The organism is Sphingomonas sp. FG14, assembly GCF_057809675.1.
On sequence record NZ_JBMDKK010000004.1, the window covers coordinates 118,508 to 144,224 of the forward strand.

The following is a 25,717-nucleotide window of genomic DNA, read 5'->3' on the forward strand; positions in this document are numbered from 1 at the left end:
CAGCGCACTAAGGCAGCCGCTCGCTTCTGCTGGGGCGTCGCCAAGTGGTAAGGCACCGGTTTTTGGTACCGGCATTCGCAGGTTCGAATCCTGCCGCCCCAGCCAACCGAGTCCTCGAGATTCGGTTCCAGCGCAATGAGTTATGGCAAAATCCGACACGCCAACAGGTAGACCCGGCTAGCCTCAGCTAGACCGGGTTTGACGGCTATTCTGTCAGGATTTCTGTTATGATTTCATGCGCTCGGGAGCCGACCGGAGTCGGTTATGAGTGTGAAAAACAAGAAGGTTGTCCTGACGCCTGTGATCATCGACGCGATAAAATCTGTCAGGATTTGGGACCTGCTGACGCCAGGCCTGGCGATCGAAGCATTGGCGTCAGGAAAAAAGCGCTGGATGTATCGTCGGCAGGTCGCCGGCCAGAAAGTCGTCGCGACGCTATTCGGCAGTTCCTTCCCATCTCAAACCATTGCAGATGCGCGCGAATGGGCGCGTGGCCTCAACGAGATGGTCGAGGGCGGTATCGACCCGCGCGAAGCATTGCGAGCAGAGAAGGAACGGGCGGAGATGACGGTCGCTCGCGCACACGAGCTCTACATGGTCGCCGTGCAGCAAGGTCGCTCATCGCGCGCAAAACGACCGAACAAGCCCCGGACGATCCACGACAAGCTCGAAATTTATACACGCGATATCGCGCCCAAGCTTGGCAAGCGAAGCGTGTACGAGATCACCGAAGTCGATCTGATCAAACTCGTGGAGGCCAAAGGCAAGATCGCGCGGGTTCGGGCGAATCGCCTCGCCGCCGAGTTGAAGGTTTTCTTCGGATGGGCGGCATCGTTGCGGGGCCTTGAGGTCGGGCTAGAGACTGACCCGTCACGACGCCTAGGTGATCTGAAGTTCCCTGAAACGGCTAGGTCCCGAACGCTCGGCCTGAACGAACTGGAATGGTTCCTGAGGGCGCTTGTGGACGAAGAGCGGGACTTCCAGCGCGGAATGTTGCTGTGGCTGTTGACGGCAGCGCGCATCTCCGAAGTCGTTCGCGCCAAAAGCAGCGAGCTCGTGAACGGCGTGTGGACCATACCGAGCGCACGCGTAAAGAATTCCTCGGCACACAGCATTGCACTCGGCCCTTGGGGACGCGCGTTGATGATCAGCAACCATGAATGGGTCTTTCCAGCACCACGGGCTGACGGGCCGCGAAACAACTCGGTCTGGTACAAGGCCAGGGATCGGGTCCTGGCACGCATGGCCGAGATCGCCGGCTACCCGATAGAGCGTTTCACGCCGCACGATCTGCGCCGGACCGCACGCAGCAACACCAAGCGCCTCAAGGTCGATTTCGAGACAGCCGAAGCAATGATGAATCACCTGCGATCCGGCATGGAGCGCATTTACGATGGCTATGCGCTGGAAGAAGAGAAGGCGGCCTGGTTCCTGAAATGGGAACAGGAGATCATTGCCATAGCCGAGCGCGCAGGAGTGGCTGACCGGCTCGGCGTTCCAAACGCCCGAACCATTAAGAACGAGAAGAACTTTTCTTTCAGCTATTGCCCAACCCTGGGCACCGGAAGCCCGGGACGCATTAATTTCAGCATTTCCCATATGCGCGGAGGACATCGCGAATAGCCGCCCACTGCGCAGATTGAAGCCTTCGCGCTTTGCGAAGCCCGCGCGCGGCTATTACCCCGAGCTACAACGCAGGATCAAAATGCTCTTCCGCTGTGGCTACCATAGTGCGCGGGAATCCAGCCAAGCATCAACTTCACGGCGCTTGAAACGGGGACAGCTTCGAAACCTGCTTTTGCCACTGCCCAGCTCGTATTCACGCGGAAATCCAGGCGGTCGCCGCTTTCGCAAGCGATCGATCTGCCGCCTGGACAATCGCGCGAGCTGAGCAAACTCCTCGACAGTGACAAAGCCGGACGCTGCATGGGGCGAGATCCCAGGCTGTGCTCGGCTGATCCGAGACGCGATCGGTCGATCCTTTTCGTCCGTGCTCATGACGTGTCTCTTGGAATAGCCTTGCTGGTGACCCGCGCTATGCCCTCCCCTTTCGCGACCCGGCGCTCGACGATGGCGAGCAGCCGCTGGTAGCGCTCCTGCCCGAGCCTGCCGGTCTCTGCATCGAACTGCGGCTGGTGCGCTACCAGGGTCAACTGGTGCTGGACAAACACGCCGAGCAGCTCGGTCGCCATGTCGAGCTTACGCTCGATCCGCTCTGAGACGCGGCTCTGCCGGTCGAGCCGGGGCCCGAACCGCGTGTCGAGTTCGTGCTGACCACGCCGCTCGATCCATCCCTTGAGCGCATCGGTCAGGATCGATGTCTTGGAAGCGCCGGGTTTTGCCGCAAGCGCATCGAGCTTCGCCGAAAGCTCGGCGGGAAGGTAGAATTGATGCCGGATCTTGCTGGTCTTCATGGGGCCAGGATGTCACGTCACCGCTGAGGCCAACAGTACACGTCTAGTGCACCACGACGCGCCACCAAGCACAGTGAACGCTACATGCCGATGCTTGGGCCGCGGCTGCGCCCGATCGTCCAGTCGATGCCACTCTCACGCATCAGCCCGGAGACCTGCTTGCCGATCGCGCGCTCGAGCACCGGCCGCCAGGGCACGAGCGTGAACTCATGGGACTTCTCGACCAGCGCGAACTTGCGGTCTCCGACCTGCACCGCGCGCGTGAGCTGCCCCTCGATGTGATCGTCTGACTGGCTGGCAACGAAGTCTCGACCCAGCTCCTTCTGCAATGCAGCGGCAACCCGCCGCAGCTCGCGCTGCTGGAGCTGTGCGGTCATGGTGCCGCGGTAACGGATCATATCGCCATCGATCTCGGCGAGCTGCTGCTCGACCAGCCATTGCTGGCGCACGGCGAGCGCCTTGCGGACAGCGGCGCCAAAGCCCCGTCCCAACGGCTCCGGCCGATCAGCTATCAGTTCGCGATCGAGCCAGGTCGCGCCATCATACTTGGGAAGGGCTTGGAGTGGGCGGACAGAGAGCGTCTCGACCATCACTGGGTCGCGTGCCGCGAGCGCCTGTTCATAAGCTCCGGCCCGCTCGAGATGATCAGGGTCGATCACCCAGCTGCCATCCTGCTCGCGGACAACACCGCCGGTCATGCGCCGGATCGCTTCGAGCCGGTGCTGATGCTTCTCGGCAAAAGCCTCCGTCGCCTGTGGGTCGTGCATCAGATGCGCATCGACCGAATAGCGTCCGCCATTGGCGGCGGCGATCTCGGCGACGGTGCGGTCGAAGCTGTGCACCCTGACCGGTCGCGGTGAGACCCGAACGATACCGCCTGTGGGGATGTCGTCACCATGAGTGCCGATATCGACATAATGGCTCCGACCATCGAGCGCGTCGATGATGACGAACTGCCGGTCGGCATGTTCGTCAGACAGCCCCCGCGCCACGACGCGCCCGACGATCGGCGCCGCGGTTCCGTTTGCCGGATCATAGATCGCATGATCGACGGGTGCGCGCTCGGGCAGATGCTCGCGCATCGCCTGCTGCATGGTCCGGATGATATCACCGCGCGTGCCCATGCGGCGCAGGATCAACTCGATGTCCGGATCGAGCGCCCAGGCGCCCGGCGCGATCTCCTGCGCCAGCCCCATCTGTCCCAGCGTCTGTAGCCGCCCGGCGCGCAGGCTCTGCTCGATGCTGTCGCGGTGCGCAGCCCAGACGATACCCTCCGCATCGATCGAATGCATCAGTCTCCGGTCGAGGCCGGTGAAGCGTTTCTGGTCGATCTCGCGGGTGCGACTGCGCAGGATCTCGGCATCGCTGCGCGGGCCCAGGTCGAGATCGACCAGTTCGGTCGCGCGCTCGCGCAGGCCATGGGTCAGATAGTCACGGGCGACGACGAGATCCTTGCCGCGATCATCCTTTCCCCGGACGATGACGTGGCTGTGGGGATGGCCGGTGTTGAAGTGATCAACCGCCACCCAGTCGAGCCTGGTTCCCAGATCCTGTTCGGCCTGTTGCATCAGCCGGCGGACAAGGGGTTTGAGGTCCTCATATTCAGCGCCGTCCTCGGGTGCCACGATGAAGCGGAACTGATGGCGATCGCCCTGCCCGTGTTGGAGGAACACCTTGCCGTCGGCGACGTCGTGATCGGGCCCGTAAAGCGTGCCGCGCTCGCCATCGCGTGTAGTGCCGTCGCGCTGGAGATAGCGCAGGTGCGCACGGGCCGCGCCAAGCCCTTTGCCGCCGAGCCGGACGATGCGCGTCTTGACCACCACGCGGCGGCCACGAAAGCCGGCATGGCGATCGCGCGCGGAGAGCAACCGGCCGATGCCCGAACCGCGGCCGACCCGCGCGCCGGTAAAGCTGCTGCGCCTGCCCGAACGCGCACCGCCCGCGCGGTTGATGCCGGCGCGCAGGCGATGCGCCAGCGGCCGGTCGTGACCGATCCGGCCAAGCCACAGGTCGAACTCGTCATTGGCCATGATCCGCATCCAACAAGGCTGGTGATCAGGCCGATGAGGGCAGTTCCGGGCCCTGGTTCAAGGGCCTCCATCGCCGATCCTCTGCAAGCCCCGGCGAATCCTGGCTTTGCGCCACTTCACCAACATTGATGGAGGCAAGCGCCAAAACATGCCTCCCCCGCAAACGCTGTGCAGACCTTGCCTGCCGCCACATGTGGAGGCAGGCCTTTCAATCTTGCCATCCGATTTTCAGCGTCCTGACACCCTATCCCCCCGCCATTCTCTCTTCCCGCCTGACCACCGCGACCGAAGAAAGGGGAGCAGCGTCAACCGGCGCCGCTCCCCAATACAGGCACTTTCACCGGACCAGGATGAACGCCGCCAACGCCGCGTCCTGCGTCTTCATCCGTTCGAGGTGCTGCATCCAATGGACATCCCCGTCGCCGTCCACGATGCAGATTGCGGTGAACCAGGCGCCCCGGAACCGCCCGACAATCGCGATACAATCGAGCACCGGATCTTCGTCAAAATCGCTTTCAAATGCGCCGAGATGACGTTCGTCGATGCGGCTTTGCCAATTGAAATCGGCGGCTTCAGCATCGACAAAATGCACCGCAACCGCATCGATTTCGATACATTCGAACTGCGTTTTCGAGGCCTGCGACCAGCGCCGGATAGGCGTCCCACGAAGGGGTTTTGATCGTGCTGAACAGAGTCATGACATCCTCCAGATCCATGTCACCAGGATCGAGGACAGATGTCCGGAGATGGTCGCCGGGCGGGTTGTCAGGGCCGCAGCAAGCGCCGCGTGAGCGGCGGCGGAGGAACCGATTTGCGCCAGCAGATTGGAGGGGCCGCCGGCCTTGAGAACCGGCCCGGCGACCATCATGCTGGGCCTTGCCGTGACGTGCCCCCACCCGCGCCGGCCCATGGCGTGATCCGCCTGTCGGAGCGGCGACAGCTCGACGGTGAGTAAGGGCTGCGGTGCCTGGCAGGCGCCGCAGCCGAAGGTTCAGCGTGACCAGATGAGCCTGTTCTCGCCATCCTCGCCCTGCACCAGCGAGGCGTAGATCGGTGCGGGCAACGACGGATCGTCGAGCTTCATCGAGAGATATTCGGCGCCGGTCTCGCGTGCGGCCCGGCTCCAGCCCGCACCGATCTCGACGGCGCCGGCAAAGACGCGATAGTCGGGCGCCTTGTCATTGTCTCTGGCCGAAGGCCGGATCGTGGCCTTGACGTTGAGCGTAAGGGTCCGGATCGTACCGCTGAAGACGCCGGTCTCGTCGCGGGTGAAGGTGCCGATCTGTGCCATGTCATCATCTTCTTTGTGTGTCGCGAAGCCGCCCAGCGCGGCCTCGACAAGCGGTCGTGAGGAGACGGACGGACGGCCTGCATCCCAGCGAGACCGAAGCGCAGCGGAGGACGGCATGGGTCGGGCTTCTTGCCTCGCGAGGAAGGCGCGCAGCGCCGAGGAAGAAGGCCGGCACATGCCGTTGCAGGCACAGGAAGTAGGGCGCCAGACCCGCTGTCAGGAGAGGCCCGTGGGTGACTCGGACAGGCAAGGAGGGTCTCTGCCAGGCAGGGGCCGCACCTGGTGATTGCGCATCGCCGGAGGGATCGATAACGATGGCGTTGCGCCGGATATCGAGATCAAACGCCTCCCGGCGGATAACAGGGTGATGGGGAAGAATGAGCGCGCATTTCGTGTTCGAGCAGGGTTCGCTCGAGCCGTCTGAAATCGATCGGCTGACCGCCGAGATCTGGGCGGATCTCGCCTTTGATGACGCCGCCAAGGCAGCGCTCAGACGGGACGGACTGGCCGTGGACAGGCTCCGCCTGGGTGGTCCCAATCCGTTCACGGTGCATGCGCAGGACACTGCGAGCGTCACGATTGAGGCGGGAGCGGGTCCGCAGGCTGATGACCTGCTCGATCTGTGGCGGGTTCACTTTCTGCGCAGGATCCGCGACCACGCCAGCGGTTGAGCAGGTGACACTATTTCAAAGGCAAAGTACGCCGACCTACGATACGATCATGTCATGAATGATCGATCACTTACCCAGGGTTTCCTCAAAACACTCGTTGAAGATGTCGACCATGCATGGGGACGCGCCGAGCAGGACGACACGCCGAGGCATCGCCGTGAAGCGATCCGGACTACTTTTGCGGCGATCGAGGGACTTGTATGGCTATATCGCGAGCATGTTAGAAGTGCTGCTCGCCACCTGGACAGCCTCACACCGCTCGCAGACTTTGCCCTGCAAGAGAAGACCTACATGGTTGGAGAGAGCGGCGGTCTGGTCGAGCAGATCAAGTTCGTTCCCCTGACGACGATGATCCGCTTGACCACGAAGATCGCGCAAGAAGCGTGTCCGGGCTTCGATGTCGATTTTGGTCAGACAGGCTGGTCCGACCTGAAACAGGCGATCGTCATTCGCAATCGGCTGACCCATCCAAAATCGGCAAGCGATCTCGCGATTGAGACCGTCGATCTGGGTATAGCCAAATCTGGCTTCTTCTGGCTCTTCGGAACCGTAGTGGACGGCATGTCTGCCGCCAATGTCGAAATCGTGCGATGGAATCGGGCCGCCCGCGCGTTGGTCGACAAGTTAAAAGGTGGGGATGAAGAAGCGCTCAAACTTTATTACGACACGCTGCAAACTTTGGACGACTGATTCCGATTTGCTTCGTGTCGGGCCCGGATGGGCTTTCTACAACCTGTCGGCGGCCTGAATCAGCTCCGTCCTGACTTGATATGCAACGGCTCCCGTCACCACATCTCTGGATAGAATCAGTCAAGGTATGCGGGGCACTGTGGCGGAGAAAAAGGCCGACACCCGTCAGGGCGCCGGCCAGAATGTATTACTTCGAATGCTTGATCCGTTCGCGTTCGGTGGTCGCCGGATGCCGTTCCGCATAACGCTGCGTTACGAACCGGCGAGTTTCCGAATTCCGGTGCGAAATCTGCACCGGCGCTTTTTCCCTGGACATGAGTCCATGCTCCTTGATCGGGGCAACTGAGTCCCCGGTTGGTGCGGCCCATTCATTTGCGTCCAACCAAAGCCGTGCTATGCGCACGGTGCTTACCCTTGGGATGGATCGCATTCCCGCACGCGGGCCGCGAGACGTACGAGGAACCTTCAAAGGGCGCGGCCCGTCCGCGCCCTTTTTTCATTTCAGCTTCTTCCTATCGACGCATGAGCCGTCCGGGGACCAGCGTCGCGCAGGTCCGGTGTATCCCAGGTGGCCCCGGTCATACCGGCCTTGGCCATCGCATCGATCATGCCGCGTCTTCTTCGCCCGGATCGCGATTTGCGGCGGCTTCCATCTCGGCGACATCCTCGCTGAAATCGAGGATCATCTGGATGGGCTCTTCCTCCGGATGCTCGCTATTGAAGTGGTCGACATCCTGCTTGATCTGGAAACAGTCATCCACGATCGCCTTGCGACGCTGGCTGAACGATTTCTCAAGGAATGAGCGCGGGGCCGTGTCGATATCCGCCCACAGGCTGAATTGTTGCCCTCCCACCCAGCTGCGCACCGAATGCTTGGCGCGATATTTTCGTCCCGCCGCATCGACCCGCCGTTCCTGGCGAAGACTGTCGGCCAGAGCGTCACGGCAAATCTTGACGATATCACGCGGCGCGGGACGGTAGAGTCCCTGTTCGATCGCCCAAGCCGCCACCTCGTCCAGCGAGACGGGGTCGGTGCTCACCTCCTCGGTATAGCGATCGAAGATCGCCTGCATCTGTTCACTGTAGGTCGCCACTGCTGCAATCCCGCTTTCGTTAAAGTTGTGCGTCCGCCACATTGCCCCAACCGTCGGCGACAGCTTCCTTGAGGAGATATCGCCGGATCGGGACCTGATATTTGCGCAAGAAATCGAACCGCTTCATCCGCTTCTGGAGTTGACCCACCACGATGCCGGGGTGGACGGCCATCAGTGCCGCGAAGCCCAGCACGTCGCGCTCCGAGAAATACGGGTGCTTGCGGGCATAGAATGACGCCATCTTTGTTGCCGGTACGCAAAAATCGGCCGCCTCGGTGTCGGCGATATTCTCCTGTTCGGCGCTACCGTTCGCATCTTTGGTACCTTCGCCGGCGAGATGATCGATCATGCCGATCGAGTCCTTGCCATGTCCCTGGAGCACATGCTCGAGCTCGTGGCGAAGCACGAACCAGAAATTGTCCAGCCGGTCGTAAAGCGTCGACATGCCGATCACCGGCGTCTCGTCATCCAGCCAAGTGCAGACGCCACTGATTTTCGCATTGGGAAGGATCTCGACAACCACGAAGCGGACACCACACGCCGCGAGCAGCGCGGGGACCGAACTGATCGATTCGGGATCGACCATCAAGCTGCGCAACTTGGGCAGGAGCGCGCGCAGCTTCTCGGGGGAGAAGGGCGGGACCTCCATCTGCTTGGCGAGCTGGCGCACCCTATAGATCCAGGCGCGCTGGTTCGGGGGCGTCTCATGACAATGGGTGCGCTTGGCGGCGAATGCGACGTCGCCGGGCGTATCGTCATTGGCCGCTTCGAAGAAGCGGTTCATCTGGAGTTGAAGCAGCGAGGCCTCCCCGTCCTGTATCCAGCCGCGACGGATCATATCGCGCACCGGATATTGGGCCTGAAGCTCTGCGCGAGTTCTCACTGCAGGATCCGGATCCCTGGAATTTTGCAAGTCGTAGCTGCCTTGCAGGTTCAGGAAAAAGTGAGGCGAGACATCGAACGCCTCGCCCAGCAAGCGCGCCATATCGGGCGTGATGCCACGCTTGCCCGATAGGAGCGGGTTAAGCTGCTGCTCTGTCTGACCAAGGATGAACGCTAGGTCTCGTTGCGACCAGCCGCGTGCCTCAAGCTCCAATTTAATGAAGGTGCCGGGCGGCTCTACCGCCACCAGATTGCTTTTCCCAGTCATGCCGCCCCCCGCAGCTGCTCTTCCATGGCCGTTACGATCACCGTCATGATGCTGTTCTTTTCTGTGATTTTGATCGCCATCGCCCATTGGGGCGACAACGCTACGAAATGGTCCGTGGACTCGGGACGCGGCCTGAGTCCCAGGCTTTTCCAATTGTTCAGCGTACGCATGTCGGGCGCAGCGCGAATGATGCTGAGCCGCTGCCGAGCGGCTTGGATTACGGCCACCGGCAACCGCGCGTCGGCTGCGGCGTCGGTTTCGATCAGCGCCAAGCGCGCATCTGCGAATTCGATGTCCATCGCCATCATGCATAGTGGCTGTTGGAAATGAGTCAACATCACAACTTAACGCAAGTCGTTAAGTTCAATCGGCACGCTTCACTTCCGCTCCACCGCCTGCTCCAGTTCGGCTATCCGCTCGCTGCAAATGGTGTGGACGATTGCACCCAATTCCTCGACGCGCGCGCCGAGCCACGCCAGTTCCTCGTTCGCGATGCGATAGTGCTTGGAGTAGCGCGCCTTCACATAAGCATCCTTGAGCTTCTCGAACATGGCGCGCTCACGGCGCTGCTCGCGCGGCCAGGCATGCACAAGGCGCAGGTCGAGCCGCTCGGCCTGGGTGCGCAAGAAACCCAGATTATGCACATGGGGCGTGTAGAAGGTGCAGACCAGCAGGATACAGTGGTAGAGCCGCTCAGTGGCTTGATGGAGCGTAAAAGCAGCGTCTTTCAACCATCCTCGAGCAAGGTCATCCTGGAAATTAATGTGCGCGCGCAAGGCGCTCGGATGCCACTCCTCAAAATATTCCTTCGCCAGCGTCAGTGCCTGCTCGGGCGTCTTGGGCTTGGGCGTGTGCAGGTCGCTGTCGTCGCTCTCATAGAGCGCGATCCCGTCGCGGGCGATATCCATGAAGAAATAGCGGCCATGCGCCAGCCCGTCATTCACTTCCTGCAGGGTATGGACGATGAAATTGACCGGCGTCCTGATCGTCTTCGTGATCCCGAACTCGCGGGTCAGCCGCTCCTCGGCCTTCTCCCAGAACTTCACCGGATCGGTGAGGCGCTTGTCGGAGACGATGATCAGCAGGTCGAAATCCGACTGATAGCCCTTGGCGGTATGCGGCTCGTCGACCCAGCCGCCGCGGGCATAGCTGCCATAGAGGATGACCTTGAGGATCCGCCCCTTCTTCTTCCAGTCCTTGGTGCCCGCGCCAGTCGCGTCCTCGAATTCCTCGAACAGGATCGCGAGCACACGCTCGAGGTCGCGCTGCTTAGCCGCCGGCAGATGGGAAAGATCGCTACGCATCGGTGCTTCCGCTTCTCACGGACATGGGAGTCTTTGGCAAGACTGAGCGCATCCATAATGGCGCTGCCATCCCTAATGTTAGGGAGGGCGGCGCCGCCGCGATTTTCAGGGATCGCGCTGGAAAATCCGATCGATATGCGCAAGCGCCAGCGCAAAGCCGCGCTCGACTTCGTCGATGGTGATGCCAAGTTCGCTGGCAATCCGGGCATAATCCATGTCCTGAAACCGGATGCGCTCGAAGATCGCCCGGTGGTCCGGCTCCATCGCCTCGATGGCTCGACGCATGCGCTTGATCCGTTCGATCTCGGTGTACGAATGCTTGCCCCGCGCGGTCATGACATGCGCTCCGGCTCGTTTCCGGGTGCGAAAGCCAGCAGATAATCCGCCGCCTTGCTGGCAAGGCTGGCCGCACGGAAGATATGGCGCTCATCCTCGCGCAGGACATCGAGCCATGCGCCGATATAGTCGGCATGCCGCACGGTGGGCGTGATTGAGAGTGCAGCACACGCAAAGGCGCTCGCCATCTCCGCCACGAGTTCCTCACGCGCATAGGCAGGTGTGCCGAAGCCGCCCGACTGATCGCGGTCGAGCCGGTTGCGATGCCCGGTCCAGTGGCCCAGTTCGTGAAGCGCGGTGCGATGCCAGTTGATCGGCTCGGCAAAGGCCCGTTGCGGCGGCACCTGCACGAAATCGAGCGCCGGGGCGTAGAAGGCTTCGTTCCCGCCGATGCGGAAGTCCGCGCCGCTCTTATCGATCAACGCCTGCACCTGGGGCAGGATCTCGCATTCGGGCGGCGGGGCCGTCTCTCCGGTCAGCGCTTCGGGCAGGCCTTCGCACTGATCGACATTGAAGACCGTAAAGCGCTTGAGGAAAGCGACCTGCCGCGCTTCGCGATCCTCATCGCGGGCGCGTTCCTGTTCGGTCTTCGGCGTGAACCGGTCGGCATAGCAGACGGTCGCTCCCTTCTCGCCGCACCGGACATTGCCGCCCGCTGATTGGGCTTGGGCGTAGGTGAGCCAGCGCTGCGACGCGTGGCCCCTCTCCATCACCGCATGCCACAGGATCAGGATGTTGATCCCCGAATAGCGCCGGCCCGATACCGCATTGGCGGGCATGCCGCAGGCGCAAGCTGCATCATCCCATGGCTTCACCCAGGGCAGCCGCCCCGCTTCCAGCTCCGCGATCACGCGCGCGGTCACCTCGGCATAGATGCTCTGACGATTGTTGCGTTCGGTCTCCATGGCCCTTCACTCCTTCAACACCGCAACCGGCGCCGGAATGGCGGGTGGGCGGCAGGAGCGAACCGACGGGCCCGTCGAGGAAGGTGGGCCGCACCGGAACGGCCGGAACAGAGTGGAGGACCCCGGCAAAGCCGGGGTTGCGGCACGCCGCGACGGGCCTACAGGGCAGCGACGCCCACCCGCCAGACCGATGCCGGAGGCCAACGCCATCGCGCGCAGCGCGATGACCATCACCGCGAAATGTCGCGGCTTGCTCTATCTGTGGTGAAACTTGTGGCGACCGGTAGAAATCGGCGGACTAGAGATCGGGAGAACAACTCCAGCAATCGACAGATTTCCGCGGATTTCGGCTGCCGCTCACAAGCGACCGGGCGAGCCGAGATCGGTTTCCCAAACCGTCACTTAAGCATGCTGAGTCACGAAACCCCGCAACGTCCGCCAACAGCTCCGAAGAATGAGTCACGCGAGGTGGAAAGCATTTCGTGCAGACTGAAAGCGCCCCATAGAATGAAGCTTAGCCACTCCGGCTGCGTGGCTAACCTTCGCTAGCGAGATTGTCAGCACCAAACCGCACTCGCCGCGTTAAGAGCAGTTTGCGCCCAACTGGCAAAAACTGCTGCAGTTTTCCTTTATCTTTGAGATGTTAACCCGGAAATCCGCGCCGTGCAGGATATGAGGAATCAACGAATCTCAACAAGAATGTGAAAAGGACAATTTGATGGAGGCGCAGGCTGGCTCGGGCGCGGTGGGCGGGGCAGAAGCGCAGACACCATTCCTAACCAACGCACTGGCGACCAGGTCACATCATGTCAAATACCGCCACGAAGCCCTTCATCCACGAGTTGCGCGATAGGCTCGACGCCGATCCGGACGAGATCGTTCTCGATTATTTCGGCGCGACGATGAGCCGGGGTACGCTGGCAAAACTCGCCCGCGCGATCGTCGCGACACTCGATCAGGCTGGTGTACCGGTGGATGCGTCGGTCGGGCTCATCATGCGCAACCGGCCCCTGCATGTGGCGGCGGTACTGGGGCTGGTCGCTGCCGAACGGCCACTGACCAGCATCTATGCGATGCAATCGCCCAAACTGCTGGCGGCAGACATCGTTGAATCCAAGTTCGCGGCGGTCATCGCCGAGCGGGACGACTTGGTGGCAGAAGCTGCCGAGGCACTTGGGTCCAGCGGCACCGCCGGCATCGCGCTCGACACAGGCGCGATGACGATCGAACGGCTCGGCGCTTCCCCTGGTTTCACGCGGGGGGACGATTATCGCCGTTCAGCGTCCGAGCCGGGGCTCGAATTGCTTTCCAGCGGCACGACCGGCAAGCCGAAACGCATCCAGTTCCCCTTCCGCTTGCTTCAGCGCTCGGTCGAGACCATCCGGGCCGGACTGACCGAGGGCACGCCGCCGCCTGACATCGTCACCTGGTCATTCGCGGGCATCGCGATGGGCAATATCGTCGGCAATGTCATGGTCGGCCGCTACATGGCACTGATCGACCGGTTCAATGTGGAGAGCTGGCTGGAAGCCGTCCGACGGCTGCGCCCGGCCTATGTCACCGGGCCGCCCGCGGTGGCACAGATGATCGTCGACGCCCAGGTCGCCCCCGAAGATCTGGCGAGCATCGCCTTTTTTTACGGCGGCAGCGCTGCGATGCCGGTGGCGCTGCAGCAGACGCTGCTCGATCGTTATGGCATCGCAACGATATGGGCCTATGGCGCGACGGAATTTGCCGGGACCGTGATCAGCTGGTCGCTCGATCTTTATCGTCAATATGGTGCAGCCAAGATGGGCGCGATGGGCAAGCCGCTGCCCGGCATTCATATCCGCATCGTCGATACGATATCGGGCGCCGAATTGCCGACGGGCGAAACCGGCTATCTCGAAGCGATCGTGCCCACGCTCGGCCCCGATTGGATCCGTACCACCGATCTTGCACGGATCGATGAGGACGGATTCATCTTCCACGAGGGCCGGGGTGATGGCGCGATCGTGCGCGGGGGATTCAAGATCCTGCCGGAAACCGTAGCGGCGGCACTGGCCAAGCATCCGGCAGTTTTGGAGGCCGGCGTTGTGGGGATTCCAGACCAGCGTCTTGGCGAAGTGCCCGCTGCCGCCATCCAGCTACGACGAGGACAGGAACAGGGAGTTTCGCCCGAAGCGTTGCGGGATTTCGTGCGCGAACTGCTGCCTGCGACCTATGTTCCCGCTCACATCCGTATCGTCGACGAACTGCCGCGCACCGCATCGATGAAGGTCGATCTCGGCGCCCTGAAGCGCCTGTTTCCGGGATAGGCCGCAGCGATCAGAGCTTAGTGAAATGTGCGCCCGCCATCGGCCGCGAGAACCGTACCTGTGACATAGGAGGACTCTTCACTGGTCAGGAACAGCAGCGCTTGCGCCATTTCAATCGGCGCGGCAGGCCGGCGCATCGCATATTGCCGGATAAAAGCAGCATCACCCGTGTGGAGCAGACTGTGCACCATGGGCGTATCGACTACACCGGGACACAAGATATTGGCCCGAATGTTGGGCGCCAATTCGGCCGCGATCGCCTTGGTGAACGCAACGAGCCCCGCCTTCGACGCGGCATAGGCCGAACCGCCGGGAGCATTCGGCAACAGCGCTTGCCCCGACGCGACGTTGACGATGGTCGCGGCGGGCGCAGCGTGCAGGAATGGCAACGCTTCCCGGCAGATGCGAAAGGGTGCATCCAGATTGATCGCCATCACGCGGCGCCATGTTTCAGGATCGGTTTCGCTCAGGGCGGCGTTGAGCGCGACTCCCGCACAGTTCACGATTCCATCCAACGCGCCCAGCATCCCGGCCGCTGCGTGGACGGCCCTGGCCGCGGAGTCGCCCTCGATCAGATCACAAGCGAGCCGGGATATACCCGGCACGTCCAGTTCGCGGGCGAGGGCGACATCGTCGCGGTCGAGCGCCACGACTTTCGCCCCCTCGGCAACGAACAGGCGTGCCGTCGCAAGACCGATGCCCGACGCTGCGCCGGTGACCAATATGCTGCGACCCGCAAGCCGGCCGGAAGCCTTGTTCTTCATTTCGACCTCCGGCCGTCTCGCATCAGAAGCTGAACTTCGCCTCGACCCCATAGGTGCGCGGAGCACCGAGGATGACGCCGGCGTAACCGACGTTGAGAGTGATGTCGGTGCCGCCAACGATATATTTCTCATTGAGCAGGTTGCGTCCGAACAGGGCGAATGACAGCGGCTTGCCAAAGGCATTACGCCACTCGACCCGCCCGTTCACGACCGTATAGGGCGGTATGCGCGACGCAAGCGATGGTGCGCCGATCGACGCATCGTAGTTGGCGTCCGCGTAGTTGCTGGTCGTCTGGTGATAGACGTCACCACGCAGCAGCATTTCACCGGCATCTCCCGGGAGTGGGAGAGTGAGCGCAGCGAACCCTCCCATCGACCATTTTGGCGTTCCGGCAAAGGCTGATCCGCTGAGATCCGCTCCCGTCGCCTGATCGATGAAGCCCTTATATCGTGCGTCGATATAGGAGACGTTGCCGCCCATTTCGAAGTTGCGCACCGGCTCGAAAGTCAGGTCCGCTTCGATGCCACGAATCGTCGCCGCGGCCGCGTTGAGGATGCTGTTCACATATACCGGGGGGGTGGAGTTCGGCACGAAGAAGCCGATGGTGCGCTGGATGTCCTTATAGTCCTGCGAATACGCCGCCATGTTGAAGACGCCCCGGGCGTCGCCGAAGCCGAATTTGGATTTGAAGCCGAGCTCGAAATCCTTCACCTCTTCGGGCCGGAAGGGAAGAAGCTCCGAAGGGCGCCCGCCGCCAAAATTGAATCCGCCGGTCCGATATCCCTTACGATGGGAGAGATAGAGCAGAACGTCCGCCGCCACCTTCCAGTCGATGGTCGCGGTGTAGGTAATATTCTCGAACTTAGCCCGCAGTTGCTTCGCGCAGGGAGAAAGCGGGGTGCCGCCGACATCGGCCGTCACGAGGCGGCAGACGCCATTTGTCTGGCTTCGCGCGACCAGCGATCGCTCGTCCCAATTTTGCCGGACGCCACCGGTGACCGAGACCCCCTCCAGAAAAGGGAGCCTCCAGGTGGCCTGCGCGAAGACCGAATAGGCTTCGTTGGTGATCGGATCGGCGAAGCTCATCCGTACCGCCTTGAGCGGCGCGTAATTGGTGAACGTGTCGGAAATCTGGAGGTCCGATCCCCGCTCGTAAAACCAGAACGCCCCGGCGATATAGTCGAGCGCGCCATCAAAGGCGGTGCCCAGAAGCTGGAACTCGTTGCTGAATTGCCGCTCGCGCATGTCTTCGAACGATGGAAAGAAATCGTATCGCGACCCTTCAAGGTCGAAATTCGTGGTCGAGCGGACGGAACGGTAGCCAAAGATGTTCTTCAGCGTCACATCGCCTGCCAATTTGAGCTCGCTGACATTGGACAGGCTGAATGTCTTGATTCGCGTGCTCAATTCTTCGTTCGAAAGCGTCGTGTGAAACGGCAAGTCAGCTAGCAGCGCGAGTTCACGGTCGAGCCCGCCTGGATCCGTCGCATTGATGAATTGCTCGGTGATCGATCCTTTGCGGTATGCATAAAATTTGTAGCCCGTGCCGTTCTCCTTCGCTTCGAAGCCGGAGACGACCAGACGGTTTTCGAACATCTCATTCGGCGAGAAACGAGCCGAAACGCGCCAGCTGTTCTTGTGTTCGTCGTCGAGCCGCTGCCCTGTCGTCAGATTACGGGTAAAGCCGTCACGGCGCGCGATCGCGCCAGCGATACGGACGGACAGGGATTCGCTGATCGGTATGTTCAACGCGCCTTCGAGACGGACGGCCTCGTAATTGCCGTAGGATGCGAGCGCATATCCCTCGAACTGGTCGGTCGGCGCCTTTGGCGCGATGAGGACGGCGCCGCCGGTGGTGTTTCTACCGAAGAGCGTACCTTGCGGCCCCTTCAGCACCTGTATCGAATCCAGGTCATAGAGGGAGGCATTCAGTCCGTGCGGACGATTCTGGACAACGTCGGCGAAGTAGACCGCCACTGCCGGATCCTTGGTGATATAGGGGTCATATTGGCGTTGCCCGCGAATGGCGACCTGAAGGATGTTGGAACCGAAGGCAGACGGCGTCATCGTCATGCCCGGCACCTTGGTCTGAAGATCTCCCAGCTGCACGATATTCGCCGCAGCCAGCGTCTCTCCGGAAACCGCCGTCACGGCGACAGGGACGTCCTGGAGTCGTTCCGCGCGCCGGCGGGCCGTCACCACGATATCGCCATCGTCGACCGGCGCAGCATCCACACCCGCCGGATTCTCGGAACCGTGCGCCGCTCCGTCAGTCTGGGCGCTGGCGTTGCCGCCAGCAATCGCCAGAACAGCCGCTCCCGTCACGAGCACTGCGCGCACTCCAGCGGACCAACGAACAACCATCGCATCTCTCCCTATTTCATCCGGCCGTTTGAGTGGCCATGCTCGTATTATTCTAAAATTTTTATCCTTCGGACATAGTGCTGCTTGAGATCGGAGCCGCCTTTACAGAGATGTGAAAATGCTAATCCGCCGCCGCGTTCGCGATGGCATGACGTGAAGGGCGCAGTCCGAGGGCGAATATCACGGCACTCAGTGCAGCAATTCCGCCATAGCTGACGGCGAGCGAGACATGGACACGCGACGTATCCTGAAGGACCACATCTGTGATGAACGCCACAAGCGGCGGCCCGAGGCACATCCCCATCAGATTGAACACCATCACATACACCGCCGAAACCTGACCTCGAAGATGGGGTGGGGTCACCATCTGCAACTGTGCCGCCGAGGGGCCGGTGAAGGGCTGAAGAAGCGTTATGAAGCCCCAGCCGAGAACGACCAGCCCTGGCGTTGGAGCATAGAGAAAGGTGACGACTGCCGCTCCGGCAGCCGCCGTGTTGGCGATCATATAGTAGCGCTGGTGAGCATCTTGCCTGCCTGCGGCAAACCATCGATCGACGATCCATCCGCTCAGCAGGAACCCGGGAATGCCGGCGAACAGGCTGACAGCCCCCATCATCAATCCGACTTCGCCGATGCCGGTTCCGAAGCGGCGCACAAGCATTGTCGGAATCCAGGCAAGGCCGGCATAGGTTGCCACCGCCAGAAAGCCGAATCCGAGGAAATGGCAGGTCAGGAACTGCCAGCGCGAGCGCATGAATGCCAACAACCGCTGCCGCTCAAAACCAGGGGAAGCGGCTTCGTCAGGCAGCGGCGCTCGGAGCGCACGTCGGCGCGGCTCGCGGATCAGCAGCACGAGCAAGGCGATCAGAATGCCGGGCGCGCCGGTAACGAAAAACACCATCTGCCATGGCTGCGTCATGCCGATCAGCGGAAGTTCGCGCGGTCCGAGCGCCTGGAAATATTCGATTGCGGCACCGCCCCCGATGAAAGCGACCGCGCTTCCCAGCACAGAGCCGACACCAAACACGCCGAGTGCCAGCGCAAGCCTGCGCCGCGGAAAAAGATCGGCGATCATCGAATAGGCAGCCGGTGAAAGCGAGGCCTCCCCCACACCCACGGCCAGTCGGGCGATCAGCAACTGCTGGAAGTTTCCGGCCAATCCGCATGCGGAGGCTGCGATCGACCAGGCTGTCGCGCCCCAATAGACGATCCACCTGCGCGACAGACGATCGACCAGATATCCGATCGGCAGGCCGAATACCGCATAGAATATGCCGAAGCCAACGCCATGGATCAGCCCCATGCCAAGGTCGCTTATACCCAGGCTGGCGCGGATAGGCTCCATCATCAACGCGACGATGTTGCGGTCGAGATAGGAAAGGATCCCGATGATCAAAAGCACGACCACCGTTCCCCAGGCATGGCTGGCGGATACGGCCTCCGGATCGGCTTCGAGTGTTCGATTCATGAAGGCTCCTGAAAGAGCGTGTGCCGCACACGAGGCGCCGTCCTAGCGTGTCCAGGGCACGTCACCCATCGCTGGGACCTGGAAATCACGGTTGTGCAATCTGCGTGACGCAGCATGTTCTCCAAGGCGCGTCATGGCAGACTGGGACCGATACACGATAGCAGCCTGGGAACCTTCTCCATGACCACCGCGCGGCCACCCCATATCGACGATCATGCACAGGCCCGGCCGGATGGCGTTTCGCTCATCATGTCCGACGACGGCACTACGCTCACCTATGCCCAGTTGGATGCGCGTTCCGATGCGCTGGCCGGACAGATGCGCGCCGCGGGTGTCACGGAAGGCGACCATGTCGCACTGCTGCTGCAAAACTGTCCCGCTTTTCTGATCGCGGCCTGGGCATGCCATCGGTCAGGCTTACACTATACGCCGGTCAACTGGCACCTCAGCCCGGACGAGGTGCGTTACATCGTCAGGGACAGCGGAGCGAAACTGCTGCTGTCGAGCGCGGTATTCGACACGCTCGCCCATCAATCGATGAGCAAGGGCGATGACGTGTGGCTCTGCGACGCGTCGGGCCCGTCGGGCTTTGCGCCCCTTGGCAAGGAACCGCTCGAGCCGGTTGCCTACGAACCGCGCGAGGGCGCATCGATGCTTTATTCATCCGGAACTTCGGGCAGACCCAAGGGGATCAAACGGACGCTGAGCGGCGAACCGTTCGGCGCATGGTCGCAAAGCGATGAAATGATGCGGGCTCTTTACGGGTACGACTCGCGAACCGTCTTCCTCTGCACGGCGCCGCTCTACCATGCCGCGCCACTCAATTTCGCGATGGCGGCGCAACGCGCGGGCGCCAGAGTGGTGCTGATGCCGGCTTTCGACGCAGACGCGGCATTGTCGCTGATCGAACGCGAAAAAGTCACCGTCGCCTGGCTCGTCCCGACCATGATGATCCGCATGCTTCGGCTCGACGATGCAAGACGCGCGAGCGCCGATACCGGCAGCCTTACCCACGTCGTCCACGCCGGCGCGCCCTGCCCTGTTCCGGTGAAGCAGGCAATGATGGATTGGCTTGGACCGAAACTCTACGAATTCTATGGCGCGACGGAAGGTAACGGTTTCACCGCGATCGGCCCGCACGAGTGGTTGGCCCATCCGGGATCGGTCGGCCGCGCGGCGAGCGTGAGGATCGTCGGCGACAATGGCGAGGAGCTCCCCGCAATGAAGGACGGCCTGGTCTATTTCGCGACGACCTGGAATCCGTTCAGCTATCATAACGATCCGGAAAAAACCGCGAGTGCTTTCAACGAGCATGGGTGGTCGACGCTGGGAGATATCGGGCACCTGGACCGCGAAGGATATCTCTACCTCACCGATCGTCAGAGTCACATGATCATCTCCGGCGGCGTTAACATCTATCCCCAGGAGATCGAGAACCTGCTGGTCCAACATCACGATATCGAGGATGCGGCGGTAATCGGCATTCCCAATCCGGATTTCGGCGAGGAAGTGAAAGCCGTGGTACAGTTGGTTTCGGGAGTACCTGCAAATGCCAAAACCGAGCGGGAACTGATTGCGTGGTGCCGCGAACGGATCGCCCATTTCAAGGCCCCGCGTAGCATCGACTTTGTCGAAAGCCTCCCGCGCATGCCGACCGGGAAGCTGCTCAAGCGTGCATTGATCGAACGCTATCGTGACTCCTCCTTGCCGTGACACGTGCAGCTGTTGTGTGGCGGGAACATCTGCCGCTTTGGCGCCTGGGTCTGACGATACGCCGATGTCCTCGTCAGACCTCGATCATGAGTGAGCCCGCCTGCCCCCCGCCAGCGCACATTGCCGCCACGGCCAATCCGCCACCGCGGCGACGCAACTCATAAATCAGCGACGTCACCATGCGAGCGCCGCTTGCCGCGATCGGATGCCCTATGGAGCAACCGCTGCCGCTGACATTCACGATATCTTCGTCGATACCCAGCGCGCGACAGGTCGCCAGCGGGACCGAAGCGAACGCTTCATTGATCTCCCAGACGGCGACATCCGACTGTGCAACGCCGGTTCGCTCGAACAGCTTGGGCAGAACCCGGATCACCGAAATACCGGTATCGCGCGGCGGGACGCCCACAGAACTCCATCCGCGAACCCGTGCCATGATATCCAGCCCTTCCGACCGTGCGAATGCTTCATCAACGACCATCAATGCGGCCGCGGCGTCGTTGATTCCGCTCGAATTTCCCGCAGTGATCGAAAAACCGTCAATCTCGGGATGAATGACCTTCAGCGATGCCAAGCGCTCCAGGCTGGTATCGCGCCGGGGATGCTCGTCGATCGCGAAATCGAACTCGGTACCGTCGCGGCGACGAACCCGGAACGGTGCAATCTCTTCAACCAGACGACCCGCATCGATCGCATCGATCGCACGCTGGTGCGAACGGAACGCCCAGGCATCAAGCTCTTCACGCGTCAGGCCGGCCGCCTTGGCGGCACTCCAGCCGACAGTGATCGTCATGTCATTATTGGGTGCCTCCGGGTCGTCCGGATGCGTGGGCGGAAAGCGCACCTCCGAATAATCGTCACTCTGGGGTGATCGCCAGGAAAGCATCGGGCCGAACGAACTCGAATGGACGCCGCCCGCGACGATCGCGCGGTCCATGCCCGCAACGATCGATCCGGCGGCGACAGCGATGGAACTGAGGCTCCCGGCGCAATGCCGGTTGAGCGCCATGCCGCCCGCCTGGAGCAGGCCGGCCTCGACCGCCGCATGACGGGCAAGAGCCCCGCCCCCATAGAGAGATTCAGCGAAGATGACGTCATCCACCAGTTCCGATGAAAGTCCTGCCCGCATGACCGCGGCCTCGAGGATGTGCTTCGCCAGCGCTTCGGCCGGAACGTCGACGAGCGATCCCCGCCGTGATGTCGCGACCGCGGTTCGCACTGCGCTGACGATAACGGCTGTCATTCCACTCTCCATTCACCAGATCACGAGTCTTCACGCCGTTCCATGCGGGAATCGCTGCTACAATGCTAGAATTTCATAGCGCATCGACGACGTGACGGTGACTTTACGCATATGTGCAGTCATCCGGGTTGCCTGGCTGTCCGCTCGCGCATTTTGGGTGCGTGGTTGCAAGAGGTACGCACATGATCTTGCAACACCATCCAGAGCGCGTGTCGCGGTTCGGAACAGAAGATTTGCCATGGGTGCAAAAGCATGAAATATTCTAGTATGCTTCCGGTCCTGACGTTCGCCTCGATCGACGCCCAATAATAGACCCGCGAGCGGGCATCATGAGGATGTTTAAGAGTGACCGGAACCGTATCGATCACCGAATGGCGCAGGGGCTGGCCAATCCTGATTGCGGGCGCGGCGGGGATCGCGCTAACGACCATCCACATTTATGCGACCGGCCTGTTCTTCCAGCCGCTGGAGGCCGAGTTCGGCTGGCCGCGGGCGGAAGTCTCCAGCGCGCTTGTGCTGCCGTCAATCATCGCCTTCTTCCTTACCCCATTGTGCGGCCGTTTCATCGACCGATACGGTGCGCGCGGCGTGGCGCTGGCGGGTGCCGTGTTCTATTGCCTCGCGGTGATGGCGCTATCGTTCACGACCGGATGGATCGTAAGCTGGTGGCTCCTCTGGGCATTGATGGGATTTGCGCTGTCAGTGCTTTCTCCGGCAGTCTGGTCGACTGGAGTCGCATCCTGGTTCGACCGCAATCGCGCAATCGCGCTGGCCGTCGCATTCTGCGGAACCGGCATCGGTGCCAGCCTGGTCCCGATCCTGACCAACTGGCTGATCAACAACTATGGATGGCGAGGCGCGTTTATCGGCCTCGGTCTCGTCGGCATCGCGATCGTCCTGCCCCTACTTGCCTTCTTCTTCTTCGACGGGCGGCATGCGAAAATCAAACAGGGCTCGGATGTGGTCGCAACGCCGGTGGTTCCACTCACCGGCTACACGGTTCGAGATGGCCTGCGCTCGCGCTCCTTCTTCCGCCTCGCCGTCGCCGCCTTCGGCGGTACCGCCGCGATCGTCGGCGTGTTGGTCCATCTCGTACCGATTCTCGGCACTTATGGCGTCGACCGCACAACCGCGGCGTGGCTTGCCGGGCTGGTCGGTATTCCATCAATCATCGGCCGCCTGTCGGTCGGGTTCCTGCTCGATCGCTATTCAGGCCCTGTCGTCGGTGCGATCAGCATTTCGCTGCCGATCCTCTCGGTGGCCCTGCTTGTCCTCTTCCCGGGATCGGTGCCCGCGGCCGTCGCCGCCATCTTCATTCTCGGCCTGTCGATCGGCGGAGAATATGACGCGGTCATCTATCTCTCGACCCGATATCTGGGTCTCCGGAATTTCGGATCGCTGTTCAGCTACATCGCCGCGCTGATCACTCTCGGCCTCGGCCTCGGCCCAGCGCTCGGTGGATTCGTGTATGATCTCTCCGGATCCTACCAGCTCTATTTCGCGATCCTGATTCCGATCTGGGCGATCAGCGGGCTGATGCTCGCGACCCTCGGCCCAAATCCCCACGACGCTGGGGAATGATCATGAGACACGCCCCCCTGACCACATATCGTGCTGATCTCTTCACCGGCCGGAACGCTGTCGTCACGGGCGGCACCAGCGGCATCAACCTCGGAATCGCCAGGGCGATCGCCGCCTGCGGAGCGAAGGTCGCGGTGCTCGGCCGCGATGCCGAAAAGGCTGACGATGCCGCGCGGGAGCTTCGGACGATCGGACCCGAGGCATTGGCACTGACCGGGGATGTCCGCGACTTCGAGGCAATCGACGCAGCGATTGCACATGCGGCGGACGCATTCGGGCCACTCGATTTCGTCATCGCCGGTGCTGCGGGCAATTTCATCGCCCCCGCCGAGGCGTTGTCGCCGAACGGCTTCCGCGCGGTCACCGAGATAGACCTCGCCGGCACCTTCCACACATTCAAGGCGGCACGGCCGCGGCTTCGCGAGAACGGCGCCAGCCTGATCGCCATATCGTCGGGCCAGGCGTTTCAACCCATGTGGGGCCAGGCGCATGCCTCGGCCGCGAAGGCGGGAATCGAATCGCTGGTTCGAACACTCGCGCTGGAATGGGGACCGGCTGGAATCAGGGTCAACAGCCTCAGCCCTGGTCCCATTGAGGCGACCGAAGGCGTCAAACGGCTGGTTCCACAATCCCGCATCGATGCCATTGCCAGCCGATTGCCGATCCGCCGGTTCGGCAGTGCGGCCGAGGTCGGCAATGCCGCGATATTCCTGCTCAGCCCAGCCGCGAGCTTCGTCACCGGCACCACATTGTTCTGCGACGGCGGCATGATGCTGACGCCCTATGACGGCCAGCCCGAAGCCGGGCTCGCCCCGGAGACGGCACGATGAGCGCTTTGCTGCACATAGATCGGCGCGATGGCTATGTCCTGCTCAGTTTGAACCGTCCGGAGGCTCTGAACGCCCTGTCCCAGTCGCTGGTCGCAGCACTGGCGGAAGCGCTCGATACCCTCGAAGCGGATACCGCGGTTCGCGGCATGATCGTGACGGGCAACGGACGAGCCTTTTGCGCGGGCATGGACATCAAGGAACTTCAGGATCCCGACGGCCCACTCGGCCGGCCAGGTGGGTTGTGGGAGGACGGTGCGCTGAATCCGATCCTGCGCCTTCGCGCCTTTTCGAAGCCGACGATCGCCGCCGTCAACGGCGTTGCCATAACGGGCGGTTTCGAACTGGCGCTGGCATGCGATCTGATCGTCGCCTCCACAGACGCCCGCTTTGCCGACACGCATGCACGCGTGGGCATCATTCCAGGCGGCGGACTGAGCCAGCATCTCTCACGGGTCATCGGCATCCACCGCGCCAAGGAACTGCATCTCACCGGCAACTTCCTGTCCGCAGAGCAGGCCGATCGCTGGGGTCTGGTCAATCGCGTCGTCGAACCGGACGAACTGCTGCCCGCCAGCGAAGCACTGATGCGGGATATGCTGGGGATCGAGCAGGATATGCTCGTCGCCTACAGACAGTTGATCGACCGAGGCTTCGCGATCGGTTTCGGCGACGCGCTTGCTGAAGAGGCTCGTACGGCCAAGGCCGAAGCCAATCGTACGGAAGCCGACGACATCGCTCGCAGGAGAAGCGCGCTGCACGACCGGGGTCGAACCCAGTCCGCTTGATATTCAGCCGCGCGCCTCAAGCAGGCGGACCAGAATACGCGCCTGCGCCTCCATCAGATCGTCTGCGCTCAGACCATCCTCGGGATATTGATGCACCGCAGCGGCCAACCGCTCGAGCGCAACGAAGAAGACCACAGCCTCGGCATAGATCGCGCCGCGACGCGGGCGCGACGCTTCGGGATATGCATTGGCGATCCGGTCGCACAAAGCGTTCATCACCGGGATCGCCCCTTCGGTGCGCAATGCATTGAATCGCGGATTTCCCCGGTCCGCCTCCAGGTTGCGATACAGCAGGATATCGCTGTGCCGATCCCACACCGCGTTATAGGCCCGTACGAAGCGCATCGCGTCCTCGAAGAAGCGTTCCGGATCGCGCAACAACCGGTCATTTTCGAACAGATCGACGATCTCGGACGCGATCTCGGCGCTCATCGCATAGAGCACGTCCTGCACATCGTCGAAATAGACGTAGAATGTTGCCGCCGCCGCCTTGGCCTCGCGCGTGATCAGCAGCGCCGTCAACTCGAACGGCGAACGCATAGCCAGCAGGCGTCGTGCCGCATCCATCAACCGCTTGCGGGTCTCCATCCCCTTGCGGCCCAGCAGCTGACCGTTCTTGTTGGTGCTGCGCAGATCGCCGGCGGAGGCATGTTCCGGGGGTGCCGCCAAGGTTCGCTTCGATCGCGCCATCGGTTATGCAGTCTCCGCATTTTTCATAACTGAATTACCTTCAGAAACCTCTTGAGGTCGGTCACCAGAAACGCCAACACGCCAGGAACGGCAATC

General features: G+C 62.0%; 23 protein-coding genes and 1 tRNA gene. 10 read left to right on the forward strand and 14 right to left on the reverse strand.

The features are described from left to right. Nucleotides 1-30 precede the first annotated feature (30 nt). Nucleotides 31-105 (forward strand) — tRNA-Gln (locus ACODTA_RS15695). A gap of 159 nt (nt 106-264) precedes the next feature. Further along, nucleotides 265-1,623 carry a tyrosine-type recombinase/integrase gene (locus tag ACODTA_RS15700; protein WP_489066896.1) on the forward strand — a complete coding sequence of 453 codons (1,359 nt, stop codon included), beginning with the start codon at nt 265-267 and terminating at the stop codon, nt 1,621-1,623. Nucleotides 1,624-1,994: 371 nt separating this feature from the next. On the opposite strand, the gene ACODTA_RS15705 is transcribed toward ACODTA_RS15700, so the two are convergent. Beyond that, nucleotides 1,995-2,414 (reverse strand): CopG family transcriptional regulator, encoded by a 420-nt coding sequence (locus tag ACODTA_RS15705; RefSeq protein ID WP_489066897.1) that lies wholly within the window; start codon nt 2,412-2,414, stop codon nt 1,995-1,997. A gap of 80 nt (nt 2,415-2,494) precedes the next feature. Further along, nucleotides 2,495-4,444, reverse strand: a complete 1,950-nt coding sequence (gene rlxS, locus ACODTA_RS15710; RefSeq protein ID WP_489066898.1) for a relaxase/mobilization nuclease RlxS — start codon at nt 4,442-4,444, stop codon at nt 2,495-2,497. Nucleotides 4,445-4,550: 106 nt separating this feature from the next. Here rlxS and ACODTA_RS15715 point away from each other — a divergent pair, with 106 nt between their 5' ends. Further along, nucleotides 4,551-5,123, forward strand: a complete 573-nt coding sequence (locus ACODTA_RS15715; protein WP_489066899.1) for a hypothetical protein — start codon at nt 4,551-4,553, stop codon at nt 5,121-5,123. A gap of 312 nt (nt 5,124-5,435) precedes the next feature. Here ACODTA_RS15715 and ACODTA_RS15720 read toward each other — a convergent pair whose 3' ends face one another. Further along, entirely contained in the window at nt 5,436-5,735 is a 300-nt protein-coding gene (locus tag ACODTA_RS15720) for a DUF736 domain-containing protein (protein ID WP_489066900.1), read from the reverse strand. Between the two features lie 377 nt (nt 5,736-6,112). On the opposite strand from ACODTA_RS15720, the gene ACODTA_RS15725 reads away from it, so the two are divergent. Both ACODTA_RS15725 and ACODTA_RS15730 read left to right on the forward strand, forming a co-directional pair. Further along, nucleotides 6,113-6,406, forward strand: a complete 294-nt coding sequence (locus ACODTA_RS15725) for a hypothetical protein (protein WP_489066901.1) — start codon at nt 6,113-6,115, stop codon at nt 6,404-6,406. A 54-nt stretch (nt 6,407-6,460) separates the two neighbouring features. Then, a complete protein-coding gene (locus tag ACODTA_RS15730; protein ID WP_489066903.1) occupies nt 6,461-7,096 on the forward strand; it encodes a hypothetical protein in 636 nt (211 codons plus the stop codon). Between the two features lie 605 nt (nt 7,097-7,701). Here the strand turns inward: ACODTA_RS15730 and ACODTA_RS15735 are convergent. From ACODTA_RS15735 to ACODTA_RS15760, 6 genes are all read right to left on the reverse strand, one after another. Further along, nucleotides 7,702-8,232, reverse strand: coding sequence for a hypothetical protein (locus tag ACODTA_RS15735; RefSeq protein ID WP_489066904.1), 531 nt, complete (start codon nt 8,230-8,232; stop codon nt 7,702-7,704). Next, nucleotides 8,210-9,340, reverse strand: coding sequence for a helix-turn-helix transcriptional regulator (locus ACODTA_RS15740; protein WP_489066905.1), 1,131 nt, complete (start codon nt 9,338-9,340; stop codon nt 8,210-8,212). The genes ACODTA_RS15735 and ACODTA_RS15740 overlap by 23 nt, the downstream gene beginning before the upstream one ends. Beyond that, nucleotides 9,337-9,639, reverse strand: coding sequence for a hypothetical protein (locus tag ACODTA_RS15745; RefSeq protein WP_489066906.1), 303 nt, complete (start codon nt 9,637-9,639; stop codon nt 9,337-9,339). Before ACODTA_RS15745 ends, ACODTA_RS15740 begins: the two co-directional genes overlap by 4 nt. Nucleotides 9,640-9,717: 78 nt before the next feature. Beyond that, on the reverse strand, nt 9,718-10,644 hold the full coding sequence (locus tag ACODTA_RS15750; protein WP_489066907.1) for a nucleotidyltransferase: 927 nt from the start codon (nt 10,642-10,644) through the stop codon (nt 9,718-9,720). 105 nt (nt 10,645-10,749) lie between these two features. Then, on the reverse strand, nt 10,750-10,980 hold the full coding sequence (locus tag ACODTA_RS15755) for a sigma factor-like helix-turn-helix DNA-binding protein (protein WP_489066908.1): 231 nt from the start codon (nt 10,978-10,980) through the stop codon (nt 10,750-10,752). After that, nucleotides 10,977-11,885: an ArdC family protein gene (locus ACODTA_RS15760; RefSeq protein ID WP_489066909.1), complete on the reverse strand. Its 909-nt coding sequence runs from the start codon at nt 11,883-11,885 to the stop codon at nt 10,977-10,979. Before ACODTA_RS15760 ends, ACODTA_RS15755 begins: the two co-directional genes overlap by 4 nt. A gap of 806 nt (nt 11,886-12,691) precedes the next feature. On the opposite strand from ACODTA_RS15760, the gene ACODTA_RS15765 reads away from it, so the two are divergent. Beyond that, the gene (locus tag ACODTA_RS15765) at nt 12,692-14,182 is read left to right on the forward strand and encodes a class I adenylate-forming enzyme family protein (RefSeq protein ID WP_489066910.1); all 1,491 of its coding nucleotides are present in this window, start codon (nt 12,692-12,694) and stop codon (nt 14,180-14,182) included. Nucleotides 14,183-14,199: 17 nt separating this feature from the next. Here ACODTA_RS15765 and ACODTA_RS15770 read toward each other — a convergent pair whose 3' ends face one another. The 3 genes from ACODTA_RS15770 to ACODTA_RS15780 form a co-directional block, all read right to left on the reverse strand. Further along, nucleotides 14,200-14,946, reverse strand: coding sequence for an SDR family NAD(P)-dependent oxidoreductase (locus ACODTA_RS15770; protein WP_489066911.1), 747 nt, complete (start codon nt 14,944-14,946; stop codon nt 14,200-14,202). Nucleotides 14,947-14,968: 22 nt separating this feature from the next. Then, on the reverse strand, nt 14,969-17,311 hold the full coding sequence (locus ACODTA_RS15775) for a TonB-dependent receptor (RefSeq protein ID WP_489066912.1): 2,343 nt from the start codon (nt 17,309-17,311) through the stop codon (nt 14,969-14,971). 121 nt (nt 17,312-17,432) lie between these two features. Beyond that, complete coding sequence (locus ACODTA_RS15780; RefSeq protein ID WP_489066913.1) at nt 17,433-18,779, reverse strand: MFS transporter; 1,347 nt, start codon at nt 18,777-18,779, stop codon at nt 17,433-17,435. 180 nt (nt 18,780-18,959) lie between these two features. Between ACODTA_RS15780 and ACODTA_RS15785 the strand changes: the two genes are divergently transcribed. Beyond that, entirely contained in the window at nt 18,960-20,492 is a 1,533-nt protein-coding gene (locus ACODTA_RS15785; RefSeq protein WP_489066914.1) for an AMP-binding protein, read from the forward strand. Between the two features lie 73 nt (nt 20,493-20,565). On the opposite strand, the gene ACODTA_RS15790 is transcribed toward ACODTA_RS15785, so the two are convergent. Next, entirely contained in the window at nt 20,566-21,747 is a 1,182-nt protein-coding gene (locus tag ACODTA_RS15790; protein ID WP_489066915.1) for a thiolase family protein, read from the reverse strand. Nucleotides 21,748-22,080: 333 nt separating this feature from the next. Between ACODTA_RS15790 and ACODTA_RS15795 the strand changes: the two genes are divergently transcribed. The 3 genes from ACODTA_RS15795 to ACODTA_RS15805 are packed head-to-tail and all read left to right on the forward strand — an operon-like array spanning nt 22,081 to nt 24,931. Continuing rightward, nucleotides 22,081-23,316, forward strand: coding sequence for an MFS transporter (locus ACODTA_RS15795; RefSeq protein ID WP_489066916.1), 1,236 nt, complete (start codon nt 22,081-22,083; stop codon nt 23,314-23,316). A 2-nt stretch (nt 23,317-23,318) separates the two neighbouring features. After that, entirely contained in the window at nt 23,319-24,146 is an 828-nt protein-coding gene (locus ACODTA_RS15800; protein WP_489066917.1) for an SDR family oxidoreductase, read from the forward strand. After that, complete coding sequence (locus tag ACODTA_RS15805) at nt 24,143-24,931, forward strand: enoyl-CoA hydratase (protein WP_489066918.1); 789 nt, start codon at nt 24,143-24,145, stop codon at nt 24,929-24,931. Before ACODTA_RS15800 ends, ACODTA_RS15805 begins: the two co-directional genes overlap by 4 nt. A gap of 3 nt (nt 24,932-24,934) precedes the next feature. On the opposite strand, the gene ACODTA_RS15810 is transcribed toward ACODTA_RS15805, so the two are convergent. Next, on the reverse strand, nt 24,935-25,600 hold the full coding sequence (locus ACODTA_RS15810; protein ID WP_489066919.1) for a TetR/AcrR family transcriptional regulator: 666 nt from the start codon (nt 25,598-25,600) through the stop codon (nt 24,935-24,937). Nucleotides 25,601-25,717 lie beyond the last annotated feature (117 nt).